Source organism: Nocardia sp. NPDC059180 (genome assembly GCF_042754945.1).
GTDB lineage: Bacteria > Actinomycetota > Actinomycetes > Mycobacteriales > Mycobacteriaceae > Nocardia.
The window spans coordinates 638,043-652,076 of the sequence record NZ_JBHZBU010000004.1 but is presented as its reverse complement, the minus strand read 5'-3'; the positions used below and the strand labels follow the sequence as shown (position 1 = coordinate 652,076).

The window sequence follows — 14,034 nt, the reverse complement described above, 5'->3', positions numbered from 1 at the left end:
GTGTTCGGCAACCGATAGGCAGGCCTCAGGCGGTGTTGGATCAACGCCCGATCCGGAGCCCTGCGTGGCTACGCTCCGCTGCCGCCGCCGAGCCCTGACGGATCAGGCGGTCGTGACTCCATGGCGCGCCAGCATCCGGACACGCCTGCGCGGAGCGATATTGGCAAGAGTGATGTCGCCGCCATAGTGCGCGAGCACCCGCGGATCCATCACCCGCCGCCACAGCGGTGGGACCGCGGCGAGCAGGAGCATGGTGGCGTAGCCGGCAGGCAGCTGCGGCGCTTGCTGGGAGCTGCGCAGCGTCTGATACCGGCGTCCGGGATTGGCGTGGTGGTCGCTGTGGCGCTGCAAATGGAACAGGAAGATGTTGGTCACCAGCCGGTCGCTGTTCCAGCTGTCCCGTGGCGAACAGCGCCGGTAGCGACCGCTTGGCCTGCGCTCACGCAGCAGCCCGTAATGCTCGACATAGTTGACCGTCTCCAGCAACATCACGCCGATGACGGCTTGCAGCAACAGGTACGGCAGGATCTCGACGCCGAAGGCCGCCATCAGCGCGGCGAACAGCACGACCGTCATCGACCAGGCTTGCAGGATGTGGTTGTGCACGCTCCACCAGCGCAGCTCGCGTCGCGCCAGCCGGGCGCGTTCGAGCCGGATCGCCGAACGGAATCCGCCGGACACGCTGCGCGGCAGGAACTCCCACAGTGATTCCCCGAGCCTGCCGCTGGCCGGATCCTCCGGAGTGGCCACCCGCATGTGGTGGCCACGGTTGTGCTCGACGAAGAAGTGGCCGTAGCCCGACTGCGCCAGGGCGATCTTGGCCAGCCAGCGTTCCAGGCTCTCGACGCGGTGCCCGAGTTCGTGCGCGGCGTTGATGCCGATTCCGGAGACGAGCCCGAGGGTGGACGCCAGCCCGAGTTTGTCCGCGACGCTGAGTTCGTCACCGGACCAGAGATAGCCGGCGAGTATGAGACCGAGCAGCTGGATGGGCAGGAACAGGTAGGTGCACCACCGGTAGTAGCGGTCGTTGGACAGCAGCTCGTAGTCCTCGTCACGCGGGTTGCTGCCGTCCTCGCCGACCAGCTGATCCAGCAGTGGGATCACGCCGAGCACGATGATCGGACCGATCCACCAGAAGATCGTCAGCCCGGTGTGTAACACCAGTTGAGAAGGCAGCAAAGCGCACGCAGGCGCGATGAGACCGAGAAACCACAGGTGGCGTTTGGGATCGGCCGATCCCCTCGGTTTGCCAACCGTTTGCACGCTTGCCCCGCTAAAAATGAACCCTGACACCAACGGAGATCCATAGTCTCAGACGTGTGGTCTGTTACACCTTTCGTTGGTCCCGAAACGTGGCGACCGTTACAGCCCTGATAGGAGGACGTTGTCCGATCAACCATGTGATCGACGTCACGGCACACCCGCCGCAAACGACTCCGTGGGATCGGCACGCGTTCAAAAGGCCACCGTGCCGTAGCTGAACACATCTCCGTGATCACAGCGGACACATGCAGGCCACGCCCGGCAGCGCCGCAGCTACCGCAACTCGCGGGCCGCCAGAATCGCCTCGACGTATGGCCCGAGCAAGGCGCTCAGTTCCTCGGGTGCATCACGGCCGGGCGCCGGCGGGGTGGGGATATAGCTCAACGCGATCCGCACGAGTGCCTGGGCGAGCACATCGGCCTCGGCAGCGGTGGCATCGACCCAGCTGTGCCGAAATGCCACCGATAGTCGTTCGGTGGCATGCTCGACCAGCGGCTCGGCGTCGAGGGTGATCAGCCGAAGCAGATCGAGCTTGACCTCACCCGCGACCAGCGAGCGCACCAGCGGGTCGGCGGCGGCTTCGAGGAAGAATCCGGACAGGCCCTGCCGGAAGGCGGCTCGGGCGTCGCCGACATTGTCGTCGATGGCGGCCCCGACGTGGTCGACCAGATCGTCGGCCAGTCGCAGGGCGTAGGCCTGGGCCAGACCCGCACGGGAACCGAACTCGTTGTACAGCGTCTGCCTGCTGACACCGGCGCGAGTGGCCACGTCACCGAGGGTGATCTTGGACCAGTCGCGCTCGGTAAGCAGTTCGCGCATCGCATCCAGGACCGAGCTGCGCAGCAGCTCCCGCGCGGCCTCCTGATAGGTGACTCTGGACCCGTTGCGCGGCATGCCTGCGACATTGGCACGGGCATCTGTCGCAGTCAAAACCTCACGACCGCTCGATCTCGACCATGAAGAAATCGGCCTTGGCTGCGCCGCAGTCCGGGCAGGTCCAGTCGTCGGGGATATCGTCCCAGCGGGTACCTGGCTCGATGCCGTCCTCCGGCCAGCCCTGCGCCTCGTCGTATTCGAAGCCACACTGGATGCACTGGTACAGCTTGTAGTCGGTCATCTCGTCACCCTTTTCTCTCGCCTGACTACCGTCGCGCCTGATCGCTGCCGACCGGTTCGAAATCGATCTTTTCCCGCACCCCGCAGTCCGGGCAGCACCAATCGTCGGGAACCGCCGACCACGGCGTTCCCGCCGGGAAGCCCTCATGCGGCTCGCCCTCGACTTCGTCGTAGACGTACTCGCACACCGGACACCGATACGCGCTCATGCTGCGCCTCCTCGACTCACGCCATAACGGGCCAGCACCTTGTCCTGCTTGGCCGGGTGGATATTGGCCCTGGTGATATCGCCGTCGTAGTGCGCGAGCACCCGCTTGTCCATCACCCGGCGCCAGATCGGCGGGAAATAGGCGAGCAGGATCATGCTCGCGTACCCGCTGGGCAGATTCGGCGCACCATCCCAGCTGCGCAGCGTCTGGTAGCGCCGGGTCGGGTAGGCGTGATGGTCGCTGTGGCGCTGCAGGTGGTACAGGAAGATGTTGGTGACGATGTGGTCGCTGTTCCAGCTGTGGGTCGGTGCGGGCCGCTCGTAGCGTCCACTGGCCGTCCGCTGGCGTACCAGACCGTAGTGCTCGAGGTAGTTGACCGCTTCGAGCAGGCTGAATCCCACGACGGCCTGCAACAGCAGATACGGCAGCACCTCGATGCCGAACACCCCGATCAGAACCGCGAACAGCAGCACCGACATCAGCCACGCACTGAGCACCTCGTTCTGCAGCGTCCACGGTTTCTTGCCGAGCCGCTCCAGCCTCGTCTTCTCCAGCCGCCACGACGAGCGAAGACCACCGATGACCGTCCGCGGCCAGAAGGCCCAGAAGGTCTCCCCCACCCGGGAACTCGCCGGATCCTCCGGGGTCGCGACGCGCACGTGATGGCCGCGGTTGTGCTCGATATAGAAATGGCCGTAGCAGGACTGGGCCAGCGCGATCCGCGACAGCCAGCGCTCCAGGTCGACCTTCTTGTGGCCGAGTTCGTGCGCGGTATTGATGCCGATGCCGCCGATAATGCCGACCGTGACCGCGAGGCCGATCTTGTCGACCACCATCAGCCCGCCGTCGATCCCGAGCCAGCTCAGATCACCCGCGGTGATCAGGTAGCAGGCCATGATCAGCGAGGCGTACTGGAACGGCAGGTAGAGGTAGGTCAGGTACCGGTAGTACTTGTCGTTTTCCAGGTACTCCATCACTTCGTCGGGCGGGTTGGCGCCGTCGGGCCCGAAGAAGATGTCGGCCAGCGGGATGATCAGGTACACCAGGATCGGGCCCAACCAGAACGGCACATGAGCCAGGCCCGTCCAGCCCAGTTCGTTCAGCGCCCAGATGAGCGGAATCCCGATGGTGAACAGTCCGGTGGGCGCGAACAGTCCCCACAGCCACATATACCGCTTCCGGTCCCGCCAGGCCGGCGTCTCGGGCGCCAGACCTGCGGTTTCGGCATCAGTAGACATCATCGTCTCCTTCATGCGACACACATCACATGTGATGTGCACTACCACCTAAGGTTGACGATAGACGTTGATTTGTCCTGGGTCTATACAAATGACTCAATTTGTAAAGTGTCCGTGACCTCGCAGGCGATCCATCAGGCAAAGACACACAAAGGCGCCCGCACACTGCCGTGCGGGCGCCCTTCGCAACGCTGCGATAACGACGACTCAGCGAATCAGCACATCGGCGTTATCCGGGAGGGCGCCGATCGGCCACCACCGCAGATCGGTCGATTCGGCACTGCGCACCGGTACCGCGCCCGCAGGCGCGGTGATGCGGAACAGCAGATCCAGATGACGGGTCGGCATCCCGAGCGAGCAGGTGATCGGGTGCGCCTGCGCACCGTAGAGCTGCGGCTCCAGCCGCAGGCCCGCGATCCCCGACTCCTCGGTGGCCTCACGCAGCGCGGCATCGGCCACGGTGGCGTCGCCCTCCTCGCAATGTCCGCCGAGCTGGATCCAACGGCCGACCCGTGGATGCAACGTCAACAGAACGTCGTTGCCGTCAGCGGAGAACACCACCGCGGAGGCGGTGATGTGGCCGGGGGTGTGCTCACGCAGACAGCCACGCGGCGCGGAGCCGAGGAACGCAAGCATCGCCTCGCGCAACGAAGCATCCGGCCCCGCCGCCGGCGACCACGATTCGAGCAACGCCGTGGCCGAGGCGTGCAGCGAGTCCGCGCTCACAGCTCCACCAGCGCCTCGCCAGGCGCCCGCGGCGGACGCGGAGTGAGTTCGTCGAGCGGGTGCCCGATCGCGATGGCACCCAGCGGGCTCCAGTCACCGTCGAGGCCGAGCACCTCCCGCGTCGTCTCCGGCGCGAAGATGGTCGAGCCGATCCAGCAGCTGCCGAGCCCCTCGGTGGCGAGGGCGACCAGCAACCCTTGCACCGCGGCGCCGACCGCGACGGTGAACATGGTCTGCTCGGCCGCGCGGCGCCGGTCGTCGGGATAGTCGTGCGCACCGTCCGGGACGCAGCACGGGATGATCACCTCGGGTGCGTCGACAAGGATCCGGCCGCGGGCGATCCGGCGTTCCACCCGATCGGCGGGCAGTCCGTCGGCGGTGAGATCGGCACGCCATTTGTCGGCCATCGCGGTCAGCAACCGTTCTCGCAGCGCGCGATCGCGCAGCCATACGAAACGCACCGGCCGGGTGTGATGCGGCGCTGGTGCGGTCAATGCGACCGACACCGCCGCCCGCACGCGCTCCGGATCGACGGGGTCGGCAGCGAACTCGCGCACCGACCGCCGCAGCAGCACCGCCTCCGAACGCCCCTGCTCGATCGCCTCGGCGGTGCCGAGCCAGAACAGATCGTCGGTGCCGCGCCGCACGAGATCGGCTGCACTGGAGGCGTCGTCGGTGTAGGCCAGCCCACGCACCACTGCCACCGGGACGCCGCCGAGCTTGCCCTTCACCAGATCGGCGGCCGCGGCCAGCTCGTCGGCCACGGCCACCTGGGTGACGTGCAGTTCGTTGCCCTGTCCATCCACCGCGCCCGCGTAGTCGTGCAGCACCCGCAGCCCGGCGGAGCCGATGGCCGCATCGATCTGACCGTTGCGCCAGGCCCGGCCCATGGTGTCGGTGATCACCACCGCGACCTCCACTCCGAGCCGCTCGGCCAGCGCCGAGCGCAGCGCCTTCGCGCTGGCATCGGGATCGGTTGGCAGCAGCACCAATTCACCCTGCTCCACATTGGACCCGTCCACCCCGGAGGCAGCCTGGACGATGCCGAGCCGGTTCTCGGTGATGAGGGTGCGTCCCTTGCGGGCCAGCACTCGCACGGCCTCCTGATCCACCAGCGCCCGGCGCGCGGTGTCGCGCTCCTCCGGATCCAGCGGCGCCGCGACGATGCGCCCCTCGACCTTGGCGACGATCTTGCTGGTGACCACGAGCACATCACCATCGACCAGCCAGTGCGCGTTCGCCGCGATATGTTCGGCGAGATCATCACCGGGCCGGAATTCCGGCAGTCCGGTGATCGGCAGCAGCCGGAGCTCGCCTGCGGCGTGGTCGGAAGGCCCGGTCACGGCTTGACTCCCGCCAGATCCAGTGCCGCACGCACCATTTCGGCGGTGGTCGGCGGGTCGGTCATCAGCAGCGGGACGCTGCGGACCTCGACACCGGGCACCTCGGCGGTGTCGGTGGTGTGGATCAGCCAGCCGTCCAGGATGCCGGTCGCCGAGCGCGCGCCATAGTGCCTGCCGACCGCCTCGGCCGAGGTTTCCACGCCGATGACCGACAGACACTCATCGGCCATGCCGCGCAACGGTTTTCCGTCGATGACCGGAGAGATGCCGATGACCTTCGCGTCGGTCGTGCGCAGCGCGCCGCGAATGCCAGGCACCGCGAGGATGGATCCGATGCTCACCACCGGGTTCGACGGTGCGAGCAAGACCACATCAGCGGCACCTATGATCTCGGTCACATTTGGCGCCGGTTTGGCTTGATCCGCGCCGATTGTGGCGAATCCATGAGTCTCGATGTCCGCACGGTATCGAACCCACCACTCTTGGAAATGGATCGCGCGGCGTTCGCCAGGGTTGTCCGGGTCACTGACAACGACATGGGTTTCACAACGATCGTCGGTTGCCGGGATCAGTTTCACGCCCGGTTGCCATCGATTGCACAGCGCTTCGGTCACCGCGGAGAGCGGGTAACCGGCGTTCAGCATTTCCGTTCGAACCAAGTGCGTGGCGATATCGCGGTCACCCAGACCGAACCAGTCCGGCTGCGCGTGGTATTTCGCCAGCTCTTCCTTGGCATGCCAGGTTTCTGCCACCCGACCCCAGCCGCGTTCGGTATCGATTCCGCCGCCGAGGGTATACATGCAGGTATCGAGGTCGGGACAGATTCGAAGGCCGTGCATCCACACGTCGTCACCGACATTGACGATCGCCGAAACGTCGGCGTCGGGCAGCAGTTCCCGAACACCTTGAAGGAACCGCGCACCACCCACTCCACCGACGAGCACGGCGATGCGGGGCCCATTGACGGGTGCGATGTCCGCTTGTTCTGAAGTCACATCCACATAGCCTAAGCGTCCCGGGATCGGCCGCGTCGAGAGCCATATTTGCTGCTCATTTGCTATATGACGGTTCAAGATCGTCTTCGAAAGCGCTGCCGGATAGTAACGGAATAGCGACAGCGGCTTGACCATCGACGCGTTCGGCGTGTCTAATCACAGTCATGTCATTCCGGGATCGCGCGAGAGTTCAACGCGCGAACGGCTTTTCGAACGAATGTTCGAGCCGGGGCGGCATGTTCGGGGATGTCCGCGAGACAACGTCGCGGAGTAGTGCCGTCGGTAGGCGTGTTGGTCCGGCGGAAAGAAGCATTCTGCGCTAACACACAGTGAGGAGGCGGAGCGATGGCCAATGAGCTGGCCCCTTCGGGCATGCCGGGCGGCGTATCGCAAACCGATTCCACGGCAGGCGCAGCACGTAGCGTCTGCGCAGAGGCCGGGTGGAATGACCATGAGGGGGGTGAGCGAGATTCGGCGCCCCGACTCAGCTTGGTTGTGCCGGGTTTCGACGAGATGTTCGAGTCGATCGAGGAACAGTGGCAGGAACGTGCCCTGTGCGCCCAGACCGATCCAGAGGCGTTCTTCCCCGAGAAGGGCGGCTCGACTCGCGAGGCGAAACGGATCTGCCTTGGTTGCGAGGTCCGCGACGAGTGCCTGGAATACGCACTCGCACACGATGAACGCTTCGGCATCTGGGGCGGTTTGTCCGAACGCGAGCGCCGCAGGCTCAAGCGCGGCATCGGCTGAGCGTACCTCCGCATTCGCTGCGGCCGTGCGCGGCTGCGGACGGACTGCGTCCGGCAGCGTCGCTGGTACCGGGACCGATCAGGTCCCGGCCGGCCCGCCTCGGTGCGTGTGGCCGGGGCGGGCCGCCAGTATGTCTCGGTAGCTGACTAACGTTTCGGGTATGGCACGCTCCCGCAATCGACGTCCCCCCACAGCCCGGTCGGTGACCCGCCGTGGCCGCGGTGTACGCGGGCCGATGCTGCCGCCGACCGTTCCCGCCTGGCGCACCCGCGGGCAGAAATTCGACCGCCTGGTGCTCGAGGCGTTCGCACCGCTGGATTCGCGCTGGCACGATCGCCTGACCAAACTCGATATCGCCGTCGACGACGTGCCGAAAATCCGTCCGCTGCATCCTGATTCGGTCACCTGGCCGGACGAGGTCGTCGCCGACGGGCCGGTACCGCTGTCGCGTCTCATTCCTGCGGGGGTCGACCGGCACGGCGCCCCCATCCGGGCGCGCGTCGTGCTGTTCCGCAAGCCGCTCGAATTGCGGGCGGGCGATCCGGACGATCTCGTGGAACTACTGCGCGAGGTTCTGGTCCAGCAGATCGCCACTTATCTCGGCGTCGACCCCGACGTCATCGATCCCGAGCCGAACTGACCGCGCGATCGCGCGCGCATCGGCGCGAAATCCGCCGCTGACGACGGCCGGATGCGCCACGACGCGCCGATCGGCAGGGATTCGCTGAGCGTGTCTACCCGCCCCCGGAGCTCCCGCGGGTTACTCTCACTGGCGTGATTCCCATGCGTCGTTGCTGCCGACCCGGTTGCAAGAATCCGGCCGTTGCGACGCTCACCTATGTCTACTCGGACTCCACCGCGGTGGTCGGCCCCCTCGCGACGGTAGCCGAACCCCATTCCTGGGACCTATGCGAGACGCACGCGTCCCGCATCACCGCACCCAAGGGCTGGGACATGGTCCGGCACGAAGGCGGATTCTCCTCCAGCACACCCGACGACGACGATCTGACCGCGTTGGCCGAGGCGGTTCGCGAGGCCGGACTGCGCCGCCGTCCGCCCGAACCCGACCAGCGCGGCTACCGCGACTACGCGCCCCCACCACCGCGCGCCACCCGCACCGGCCGCCGCGGACATCTACGCGTACTGCCCGATCCGCCCAGCTGAGGCCATGCCCGCGGGCAACTACCGGGACCATGTCAGCGCCGCGCCGCCAGGGCACTAGGGTGTTCGCTATGACAGTCGCCCGCTCTGCCGATTTCGTAAACGCGGTGATCAAGGCCTACGACGTCCGCGGTGTGGTCGGTGACCAGATCGACGCCCAATTCGTTTCCGACGTAGGGGCTTCGTTCGCGCGGCTGATGCGCGCCGAGGACGCGCGACGCGTCGTTATCGGACACGATATGCGCGACTCCTCCCCCGAACTTGCGGCCGCCTTCGCCGAGGGCGTGCTCGGACAGGGCCTCGATGTGGTGCACATCGGCCTGGCCTCCACCGACCAGCTCTACTTCGCCTCCGGCAAGCTGGACTGCCCCGGCGCGATGTTCACCGCCAGCCACAACCCCGCCCGCTACAACGGCATCAAGTTGTGCCGCGCCAAGGCGCTGCCGGTGGGCCAGGACACAGGGCTGGCGACCATCGCGGCCGAGGTCACCGCGGGCGTGCCCGGCTACGACGGTGCTCGCGGCAGCGCCACCGAGACCGATCTGCTCGACGATTACGCCACCTTCCTGCGCGAGCTGGTCGACCTGACCGACATCCGTCCACTGACGGTCGCGGTGGACGCGGGCAACGGCATGGGCGGGCATACAGTGCCCGCGGTACTCGGCAGCCTCGCGCAGGTGAAGATCGTTCCGCTGTACTTCGAACTCGATGGCACCTTCCCCAACCACGAGGCCAACCCGCTCGACCCGAAGAACCTGGTCGATCTGCAGGATCTGGTCCGCAAGTCCGGCGCCGATATCGGCCTGGCCTTCGACGGCGACGCCGACCGCTGCTTCGTCGTCGACGAGAACGGCGACCCGGTCTCGCCCTCGGCCATCACCGCGCTGGTCGCCGAACGCGAACTCGGCAAGGAGCCGGGCGCGGTGATCATCCACAACTTGATCACCTCGCACGCGGTGCCCGAACTGGTCACCGAACTGGGCGGCACACCGGTGCGCACCAGGGTCGGCCATTCGTTCATCAAACAGCAGATGGCCGCGACCGGCGCGGTGTTCGGCGGTGAGCACTCCGCGCACTACTATTTCCGGGACTTCTGGGGTGCCGACTCCGGCATGCTCGCCGCGCTGCACGTGCTCGCCGCGCTCGGCGAGAAGGACCGCCCGGTCTCGGAGCTGATGTCGTCCTACAACACCTACGCGGCGTCCGGGGAGATCAACTCCACTGTCGCTGACGCTGCCGAGCGCACCGGCGCCGTGCTGGACGCGTTCGCCGATCGGGCGGTGTCGGTGGACCGGCTGGACGGCGTGACGGTGCACCTGCCCGCCGACGCCTGGTTCAACCTGCGCGCCTCGAATACCGAACCGCTGCTACGTCTCAACGTCGAAGCCAGATCGCCGGAGGAAGTAGACGCAGTCGTAACCGAGATCCTGAGCATCGTGCGGTCCTGACTGGGATAGTGGAATTACTGAGGGAAGGAATCACATGCTCGGGATTCGCGCAGGAAGACAGACCCCTCTTCCCGACCGTGGATCCCGGGCATAGTCGGTTCCCGACTGGAATAGTGGAAGCACAGACCTTGGATTCGCCCGGCCCCATCCGGAGAGGGACGGTCCCGGTGGGCACGACACCGAAGGGTGCGGGCCGACGGCGAACACAGCGCGATGAGGGGAGGTGGGACGCCCGATGATCGCTGGAACACCGGTGCTCGACCTCGACGATGCGGTGTCGCTCGAGGCAGCCGACAGTAGCGGCGCCCTGCGCTCGGCCGCGTCAGGTGGCGCCCAGATCCGCGCCACCGCGGCCGCCGTCGACGAGGGCATCCTGGAGCGGCTCGACGGTCTGCGACCACGCAGTCTGGTATTCGTCTGTGGCCCCGGCCGCGCCATCCGCGCAGCGCGGATGCTCATCGCCGCACTCGGCGATCGGGCCGGTCTGCCGATCGTGCCCGTCGCCGCTGTCCCGCCGTGGGTCGGTCCGCTCGATGTGGTGGTAGTCGCCGGTGACGACGCGGGCGATCCCCGCCTCGTGGACGCCGTCGACCGGGCCCAGCGTCGTGGCGCCGAGGTCGTGGTGGCCGCACCACACGAGGGCCCGCTGCGCGCGGTGGCCGCGGGCCGGTCGGCGCTGCTCTCACCGCGGCTTCCCGTCCTCGATCACAACCGGCTGCTGCGTTATCTCGCGATCGGCATCGCCGTGCTGCGCGCGATCGACCCCGCCCGCAGCGGGCCCGCGCTGCCGGCGTTGAGCGATCTCGCGGATCTGCTCGACGCCGAAGCATTGCGCGACGGCCCGCAGCATGAGCTGTTCCGCAATCCGGCCAAGACCCTGGCCGCGCGGATGCAGCAGCGCGGGCTGGTGCTGGCAGGCGACTCCCCCGCCGCCACCGAGCTCGCAGGCCACGCCGCCGAGGTGCTCGTGCAGTCGGCGGGCCGGATTGCCACCGCGGTCGACCTCACCGTTGCCGTCGCGGCACATCCGCGAATGGTCGCCGCCGCAGGCGAATCCGCGCCCGACTACGATCCGCTCTTCCACGACGAACAGCTCGACGGCCCTGCGCCGGTGGAGCGGATGCGGGTGTTCGTGCTGAGCACCGACGCGGACGAGGTGGCCGCGCGTCGCAAGCTCGGCGTCTTCTCCGGCACCGGTTCCGGGCTGGTCGATGCCGATCTTGTCGCCGTTGACCTGGACCTGCTGCGCAGTGACCTGACCGACCCCGCGGCACCGAAGCCGGACGAATCCGATGCGGAGGTACCCGTCCGCGGCGGCGATCTGGAACGACTCGCCGTGCTCGCCCTTCGCCTGGAGATGACGGCGGCCTACCTGCGCCTGATCGGCACTCGTGAGGTCACCGGCAGCCCCGCCCCCGAACAGTTCGGCTCGGATCAGTTCGACGGGGGACGCTACTAGTGCACGAACTCGTCGGTGCGCTGCGCTCCTATGCATGGGGCTCGCGCACCTCCCTTGCCAGGCTGTGCGGCCGACCGGTTCCATCGGCCCATCCGGAAGCCGAGTTGTGGTTCGGTGCCCATCCCGCCGATCCGGCTCAGGTGCGCATCGGCAACGGCTCGACCACCTCGCTGCTGGAGCTGGTCTCCGCCGATCCGGATCGTGAACTCGGTGCCGCGGCACCGGAATTCGGTGGCAGGCTGCCGTTCCTGCTGAAGATCCTCGCCGCCGAGGAGCCGCTGTCGCTCCAGGCGCATCCCAGCTCCGCGCAGGCCCATGCCGGTTTCCACCGGGAGAACCAGGCCGGGGTGCCGCTGGATTCGCCGATGCGCAATTACCGCGACGAGAACCACAAACCGGAACTGGTGGTGGCCCTGGATCGGTTCGAGGCGCTGGCCGGGTTCCGCGAGCCACGACGCACCGTCGAATTGCTGCGCGCACTCGACGTCGCCGCCCTGGAGTCCTACGCGGATCTGCTGGCCGCCCAGCCGGATTCCGACGGCCTGCGCACCCTGTTCACCACCTGGATCACGCTGCCGCAGAATGTGCTCGCCTCGCTGCTGCCGCAGGTGCTCGACGGATGCGTGCGCTACCTGTCGAGCCGCAAGCGCAAGTTCGCGGCCGAGGCCAGGACCGCATTGGAACTGGCCGAGAACTATCCGGGCGACGCGGGCGTGCTTGCCGCACTGCTGCTCAACCGGCTGACTCTGGAACCAGGCCAGGCATTGTTCCTCGATGCCGGGAACCTGCACGCCTATCTGCGCGGACTCGGCGTGGAGATCATGGCCAACTCCGACAATGTGCTGCGCGGCGGCCTGACGCCGAAACACGTCGACGTCCCGGAGTTGTTGCGGGTACTGGACTTCGAACCGATCGATCTGCCGGTGGTGCTGCCCGAACCGGCCGGTGACGGATCGGTGCGCTACCGCACGCCCGCACCGGAGTTCGCGCTGCGCCGTTTCGATCTGACCGAAGGGTCGGCGCTGGTGCCGCTCACCGAGGCCGGCCCTGGCATCGTGCTGTGCACAGCGGGTTCGGTGCGCCTGTTCCAGGAAGATTCCGAACTCGTCCTCGAACGCGGCGCCGCGGCCTGGATCTCGGCCGCCGACAGCGAAGTCCGCGCTCAGGCGCTGAATGGGCAGGCGCAGGTGTTCTGCGCCTGCGTCGGCGGCACTTCCTGATTTCGCGGTCCGGTCTCGCTCGACCCGCTACCCGGATCCGGCCCAGCGGATAGCGCGCGACTCGCATAGTCTGTTTCGCGGCCCGCTCTGGTCCGGCCCGGACCCGATCGGCTCCGACCGCGCATCACGGCGATGGCGCGGCACATCGAACAGGAGGGCAGCCCGGATGTCGGCTGGTGGTGGGAAGAAGGCGATCATCGCCGCGTTGACGGCGAACGCCGGAATCGCGGCGGCCAAGTTCGTGGGTGCTGCGATCACCGGATCGGCGTCCATGCTGGCCGAGGCCGTGCACTCGGTGGCCGATACCTCCAACCAGGGCCTGCTGCTGTTCGGTCAGCGCCGGGCCGAAAAAGAGGCCGACGAGCTGCATCCATTCGGATACGGACGCAACCGGTACTTCTATTCGTTCGTCGTCGCGCTGGTGTTGTTCACCCTCGGCTCGGTGTATGCGATCTATGAGGGCATCCACAAGATCCAGCATCCCGAGGAACTGAGCTCGCCGATCGTCGCGATCGTCATCCTGGTGATCGCGATCGGCTTGGAGACCTACAGCTTCGCCACCGCGGTACGCGAATCGCGTCCGCTCAAGGGCCGCGCCAGCTGGTGGCGGTTCATCCGCAATTCCCGCAGCCCGGAACTGCCGGTGGTGCTGCTCGAGGACACCGGCGCCCTGATCGGTCTGGTCCTCGCGCTCGCTGGTGTCGGGCTGACCATGATCACCGATAACGCGATCTTCGACGGTATCGGCACCTTGGCCATCGGCATCCTGCTCGGCGTGATCGCGATCGTGCTGATCGTGGAGATGCAGAGCCTGCTCATCGGTGAGGGCGCGACCCCCGACGAGGACCGCGCGATCCGGGAGAACCTGGTGGACGGCGAGCGGATCGACCGCGTCATCCACCTCAAGACCCAGTACCTCGGGCCCGAGGAGCTCTTGGTCGCGGCGAAGGTCTCGATCGTCGCAGGCCAGGGCATCGCGCAGATCGCGGCCGCCATCGACGCGGCCGAGTCCCGCGTCCGCGACGCCGTGCCGACCGCCCGGGTGATCTACCTGGAACCCGACCTGTACCGGACCCAACCGGTCTGACACCGCGAAGTGCCCCTCCGCT

Annotated in this window: 15 protein-coding genes; 7 read left to right on the top strand and 8 right to left on the bottom strand. The window is 67.2% G+C overall.

The features are described 5' to 3' along the window. Positions 1-102: 102 nt before the first annotated feature. From ACFXNW_RS17045 to cofD, 8 genes are all read right to left on the bottom strand, one after another. The gene (locus ACFXNW_RS17045) at positions 103-1,161 is read right to left on the bottom strand and encodes an alkane 1-monooxygenase (protein ID WP_379418616.1); all 1,059 of its coding nucleotides are present in this window, start codon (positions 1,159-1,161) and stop codon (positions 103-105) included. 375 nt (positions 1,162-1,536) lie between these two features. Beyond that, positions 1,537-2,157, bottom strand: a complete 621-nt coding sequence (locus ACFXNW_RS17040) for a TetR family transcriptional regulator (protein ID WP_379418615.1) — start codon at positions 2,155-2,157, stop codon at positions 1,537-1,539. Positions 2,158-2,197: 40 nt separating this feature from the next. Then, complete coding sequence (locus ACFXNW_RS17035; RefSeq protein ID WP_379418614.1) at positions 2,198-2,380, bottom strand: rubredoxin; 183 nt, start codon at positions 2,378-2,380, stop codon at positions 2,198-2,200. A 25-nt stretch (positions 2,381-2,405) separates the two neighbouring features. Beyond that, entirely contained in the window at positions 2,406-2,588 is a 183-nt protein-coding gene (locus ACFXNW_RS17030) for a rubredoxin (RefSeq protein WP_379418613.1), read from the bottom strand. Further along, a complete protein-coding gene (locus ACFXNW_RS17025; protein ID WP_379418678.1) occupies positions 2,585-3,826 on the bottom strand; it encodes an alkane 1-monooxygenase in 1,242 nt (413 codons plus the stop codon). The genes ACFXNW_RS17030 and ACFXNW_RS17025 overlap by 4 nt, the downstream gene beginning before the upstream one ends. Positions 3,827-4,033: 207 nt before the next feature. Then, the gene (locus ACFXNW_RS17020) at positions 4,034-4,552 is read right to left on the bottom strand and encodes an NUDIX hydrolase (protein WP_379418612.1); all 519 of its coding nucleotides are present in this window, start codon (positions 4,550-4,552) and stop codon (positions 4,034-4,036) included. Next, entirely contained in the window at positions 4,549-5,895 is a 1,347-nt protein-coding gene (locus ACFXNW_RS17015; RefSeq protein WP_379418611.1) for a coenzyme F420-0:L-glutamate ligase, read from the bottom strand. The genes ACFXNW_RS17020 and ACFXNW_RS17015 overlap by 4 nt, the downstream gene beginning before the upstream one ends. Beyond that, positions 5,892-6,890, bottom strand: a complete 999-nt coding sequence (gene cofD / locus ACFXNW_RS17010; protein ID WP_379418610.1) for a 2-phospho-L-lactate transferase — start codon at positions 6,888-6,890, stop codon at positions 5,892-5,894. Before cofD ends, ACFXNW_RS17015 begins: the two co-directional genes overlap by 4 nt. 513 nt (positions 6,891-7,403) lie before the next feature. Here cofD and ACFXNW_RS17005 point away from each other — a divergent pair. The 7 genes from ACFXNW_RS17005 to ACFXNW_RS16975 all read left to right on the top strand — a co-directional run bounded on the left by ACFXNW_RS17005 (position 7,404) and on the right by ACFXNW_RS16975 (position 14,012). Then, positions 7,404-7,637 (top strand): WhiB family transcriptional regulator, encoded by a 234-nt coding sequence (locus ACFXNW_RS17005; protein WP_040709504.1) that lies wholly within the window; start codon positions 7,404-7,406, stop codon positions 7,635-7,637. A 160-nt stretch (positions 7,638-7,797) separates the two neighbouring features. Beyond that, positions 7,798-8,277: a metallopeptidase family protein gene (locus tag ACFXNW_RS17000; protein WP_379418609.1), complete on the top strand. Its 480-nt coding sequence runs from the start codon at positions 7,798-7,800 to the stop codon at positions 8,275-8,277. A 143-nt stretch (positions 8,278-8,420) separates the two neighbouring features. Then, positions 8,421-8,801 carry a DUF3499 domain-containing protein gene (locus ACFXNW_RS16995; protein ID WP_379418677.1) on the top strand — a complete coding sequence of 127 codons (381 nt, stop codon included), beginning with the start codon at positions 8,421-8,423 and terminating at the stop codon, positions 8,799-8,801. Positions 8,802-8,869: 68 nt separating this feature from the next. Further along, complete coding sequence (locus tag ACFXNW_RS16990) at positions 8,870-10,246, top strand: phosphomannomutase/phosphoglucomutase (protein WP_379418608.1); 1,377 nt, start codon at positions 8,870-8,872, stop codon at positions 10,244-10,246. Between the two features lie 235 nt (positions 10,247-10,481). After that, a complete protein-coding gene (locus ACFXNW_RS16985; RefSeq protein WP_379418607.1) occupies positions 10,482-11,705 on the top strand; it encodes a tobH protein in 1,224 nt (407 codons plus the stop codon). Further along, positions 11,705-12,925, top strand: a complete 1,221-nt coding sequence (manA, locus tag ACFXNW_RS16980; RefSeq protein WP_379418606.1) for a mannose-6-phosphate isomerase, class I — start codon at positions 11,705-11,707, stop codon at positions 12,923-12,925. The genes ACFXNW_RS16985 and manA overlap by 1 nt, the downstream gene beginning before the upstream one ends. Positions 12,926-13,091: 166 nt before the next feature. Beyond that, positions 13,092-14,012, top strand: coding sequence for a cation diffusion facilitator family transporter (locus tag ACFXNW_RS16975; protein WP_379418605.1), 921 nt, complete (start codon positions 13,092-13,094; stop codon positions 14,010-14,012). Positions 14,013-14,034 lie beyond the last annotated feature (22 nt).

Bases quoted from the DNA above. Each gene is read 5' to 3' on its own strand.
- ACFXNW_RS17040 (WP_379418615.1), bottom strand. From the start codon at position 2,157: ATGCCGCGCAACGGGTCCAGAGTCACCTATCAGGAGGCCGCGCGGGAG.
- ACFXNW_RS17035 (WP_379418614.1), bottom strand. From the start codon at position 2,380: ATGACCGACTACAAGCTGTACCAGTGCATCCAGTGTGGCTTCGAATAC.
- ACFXNW_RS17030 (WP_379418613.1), bottom strand. From the start codon at position 2,588: ATGAGCGCGTATCGGTGTCCGGTGTGCGAGTACGTCTACGACGAAGTC.
- ACFXNW_RS17025 (WP_379418678.1), bottom strand. From the start codon at position 3,826: ATGTCTACTGATGCCGAAACCGCAGGTCTGGCGCCCGAGACGCCGGCC.
- ACFXNW_RS17005 (WP_040709504.1), top strand. From the start codon at position 7,404: ATGTTCGAGTCGATCGAGGAACAGTGGCAGGAACGTGCCCTGTGCGCC.
- ACFXNW_RS17000 (WP_379418609.1), top strand. From the start codon at position 7,798: ATGGCACGCTCCCGCAATCGACGTCCCCCCACAGCCCGGTCGGTGACC.
- ACFXNW_RS16995 (WP_379418677.1), top strand. From the start codon at position 8,421: ATGCGTCGTTGCTGCCGACCCGGTTGCAAGAATCCGGCCGTTGCGACG.
- ACFXNW_RS16990 (WP_379418608.1), top strand. From the start codon at position 8,870: ATGACAGTCGCCCGCTCTGCCGATTTCGTAAACGCGGTGATCAAGGCC.
- ACFXNW_RS16985 (WP_379418607.1), top strand. From the start codon at position 10,482: ATGATCGCTGGAACACCGGTGCTCGACCTCGACGATGCGGTGTCGCTC.
- ACFXNW_RS16975 (WP_379418605.1), top strand. From the start codon at position 13,092: ATGTCGGCTGGTGGTGGGAAGAAGGCGATCATCGCCGCGTTGACGGCG.